Annotated in this window: 3 protein-coding genes; all 3 read right to left on the bottom strand. The window is 68.4% G+C overall.

Features of this window, described 5'->3' with window-relative positions; genetic code table 11:
* Nucleotides 1-1,075: MFS transporter (locus tag Y705_RS0113620; protein WP_049822762.1), on the bottom strand; the 1,075-nt coding region annotated here is incomplete at its 3' end.
* Nucleotides 1,072-3,066: an aconitate hydratase gene (locus Y705_RS20045; protein ID WP_081738064.1), complete on the bottom strand. Its 1,995-nt coding sequence runs from the start codon at nucleotides 3,064-3,066 to the stop codon at nucleotides 1,072-1,074. The genes Y705_RS0113620 and Y705_RS20045, both read right to left, overlap by 4 nt.
* Before the next feature lie 92 nt (nucleotides 3,067-3,158).
* The coding region (locus Y705_RS22430; protein WP_216698803.1) for a substrate-binding domain-containing protein at nucleotides 3,159-3,483 on the bottom strand (325 nt) is incomplete at its 5' end.

The following is a 3,483-nucleotide window of genomic DNA, read 5'->3' as shown; positions in this document are numbered from 1 at the left end:
GCGTGCCGCCGATATACGTTCCGCTCTGCGTGATGCCGGTAGCCTGCGCAGTGAAGGGGTGTGCGGTCTTCGACACCACGTAGTGCACCAGTCCGTTCCACCCCCAGCCGAAGCCGAAGGCCACCACGCACCCTCCGGCATAGGCCGCCGGGTGGCCGGTTGCCATGCCGATGAGGCCCACGCAACCGGCCGCCATCATGAGGGCCACCGTCGCCATCGAGCCGCCGATGCCGCGATCCGCGGCAATGCCCACGAGCGGCCGCGCAAGGATGCCCGCCACGCTCGCCGCACCGAGCAGCAGGCCGGCCACGGCCGGATCGAACCCGGCCTCGACGGCCGAGACCACGGTGAAAGCACCGACGACGTTCGCCTGCGCTGATCCCAGTCCGCCGGCCACCGCGGTGGCCAGCAGGAAGGGCCGGAGCCTGCGGGGGAGAGGGGCTCGGGGTGGTTTGACGGATGGTGTCGGACTCTTCGGCGAGCGGCGGGGCAGTAGACGGAGCAGGACGGGGACGAAGAGCGCTGCGAAAAGCGCCGCTGCAGCGAACGTCCACTGCCAGCCGACCGTGAGGGCGAAGATCGGTACCGACAGGCCGGCGGTCAGGGTTGCCGCCGGAATGGCCGCCTGCTTGAGCCCGAAAGCGAAGGCGCGGTGTCGAATTCCCACCTGGTCGACGATCAGGCCGTTCGAGAGTGGATGGATCAGCGCGTTCGACGCACCGGCGACACTGAGCCAGAGGATCAGCCATGCCCAGTGGGGAGTGAGTACGGCGATCCCGAGCAGCGACGTCAGCCCGAGGCCGACGGCGAGCGGCATGCCCCTGCGCATGCCCAGGCCACTCGCGACGTAACCCGCCGGTGCGGAGAGGAGTGCGGAGACCGCCCAAAACGCGGCCACCGCCGCACCGAGGGCCGACGCCGTCATGCCGAGGTCCGCTTCGAGCTGTACGGCGAGTCCGCCGACCAGAAAGACAGGGAGAACCGCGACCACGGTGGTCAGCGCCGCCATCGCGGTGGCGCGCTGCCCCGGACGGGTTCTGGAGCGCCGATCCTTCCCGGCCGGTGCCGGCTTCACGGCTCCGGTCGGAACTCCGGCGCGGAGGCCGCACCAGCCGAGGAGCCTTCGTCGTGCCCAAGGAGCGGGCGGCCGCCTGTGCGGACGTGCGCCAAAAGACCGCCGGCACTGAGGATCTCCCGCTCGCCCGGCGAAAAGTCCAGTCCGAGCGTCAGCTGAGACCCGCCGTCGACGTCGGCCTTCACCGAGGTGTTCCCGGCGGCCAGCGCCGACCGCAGCCCCGGGATCACCCAGCGCTGGCCGACGATCGTGTCGGCCTCGCGGGGTAGCACCAGGGGGACGATGCCGGCGGCAATGAGGTTTCGGCGGTGAATCCGGGCGTAGCTGCGTGCTGCGACGACACGGACGCCGAGGTACAGGGGGATCAGCGCAGCGTGTTCGCGGGAGGAGCCCTGCCCATAGTTCTCGCCGCCGACGATGATGCCGCCGCCCCACTCCGTGGCGCGGTCGTGGAACTCGGGATCCAGCCGGCGGAACATGAACCTGGCGCAGACAGCGATGTTGGACCAGACCGACATGGCGATGGCACCGTCGGGTGCCATGTCGCCGGTGGAGATGTCATCCCCCGTCATGATCAGGACGCGGGCGTCCACGTCAGTGGGCAACGAATCAGGCAGCGGCGGCGGAACGAGGTTGGGCCCGCGCTCAATCTCGATGCTCCGGCGCTTTCCCTCCGGCAGGACGCCGGCGATATGAAGGTCATGGATTCCGGGATTGGGCGGCGCGGCGGGCCGCAGCGGTCCGATAAGTACGCCGGAGGCGTCGATGATCGCACCCTCCAGCGCGCTGGCCGCGGCCGTCGACGGGGAGCACAGGTACACGCTGTCCTCGGCAGTTCCGCTGCGGCCGGGGAAATTGCGGTTGAACGTCCTCAGTGAGGGCGCGCCTGCGGTCGGGGCCTGGCCGATCCCCACGCAGGGCCCGCACACCGGCTCAAGCATCCTCGCGCCGGCTTGCATCAGGTCCTCGTAGACACCGGACGCGATGATGGTCTGCAGGATCTGCCGCGACCCCGGCGTGACGGTCAGCTGGACCGCCGGATGCACCGAGTGGCCCTTGAGGATGGCGGCGACGGTGGCCAGATCCTCGTAGGAACTGTTGACGGAGGACCCTACGCACACCTGCACCACCTCGGTGCGCGGGAGGTCGGCAACCGGCCGTACGTTGCCGGGCGAGTGCGGGAGCGCCACCAGTGGCACCAGCGCGGACAGATCGAGGTGCTCGACGTCGTCGTAGTCGGCCCCGCTGTCGGCGGCAAGCGGGCGGTAGTCCGCCTCACGGTTCTGGGCCCGCAGCCACAGGAGCGTCTGCTCATCGGACGGGAAGACGGCCGTCGACGCTCCGGTTTCGACGATCATGTTGCAAATGGTGGCCCGGGCGGAAGTAGTGAGCGAGGCCACCCCTTCGCCGAAGAATTCGAAGACCTTGCCCCGGCCGCCGCGCACGCCATGGCGGCGCAGCAGCTCCAGCACCACATCCTTGGCCTCGGCAACGCCGTCGAGCCGACCGGTGAGCTCGACGCCGACGACGGTCGGGCAGACGAAATCGAAGCCGTAGCCGGCCATGGCCACGGCTACCTCCAGCCCGCCGGCTCCCAGTGCGAACATACCCAGCGCGCCTGCGGTGGAGGTGTGGGAGTCCGCGCCGACGAGTACGCCGCCGGGGCGGGCGAAATGCTCAAGGTGGATGTAATGGGATATGCCGTGGCCCGCAGGGGAGTAGCGAAGTCCGTAGCGGGCAGAGAAAGTCCGCAGGTAGTGGTGGTCCTGCATGTTCTTGTCATCGATCTGCAGGACGTTGTGGTCCACGTACATGACAGCGAGCGGCACGGCGATCGACTCCACGCCGAGCATCTCGAACTGCATTGCCGCCATGGTGCCGGTGGCATCCTCGATCAGTACCTGGTCCACGCGGACGGTGATATCGCTGCCCGGGGTGAGCCGGCCGGAGGCCAGATGCTCGGCCAGAAGTTTATGGGTCAGGTTGGCCACTTTGCTGTGCCTCTTCCGATGTTCTGCTGATGTTCACGGCACTGCGGCCAGCCCTTTTCGGAGGCTGGCCGCAGCAGAGTTGGAGCAGGGACTTATTCGACGAACTCGTTGGTGTACGTCTCCGCGAGGTCGATGTCAGCCTCGCCGACCTCTGGGTTGGCGATCCGCTGAGTCTTCAGGACAGCCTCAGCGCCGGCTTCGGTGAAGGCACCGTCCGTGCTGAGCGTCTTCTTCAATTCCTCGATCACGGCCGCGTACTGGGCAGGGTCCCCGCCCGCGAAGGTCTCGGGCATCTCCGCAGCTATTTCCTCGCCCGAGTGCTCGGCGATGTAGTCAAGCGTCCGCGTGATCGCTGTGGCCAGCTTCTCGGCCGTCTCTGGATTCTCTTCGAGCCAGTCGGCGGTGGCATAGAGGCTC

This window comes from Arthrobacter sp. H41 (genome assembly GCF_000520535.1).
Lineage (GTDB): Bacteria > Actinomycetota > Actinomycetes > Actinomycetales > Micrococcaceae > Arthrobacter_D.
This window is presented reverse-complemented; position numbering and strand designations above follow the sequence as displayed.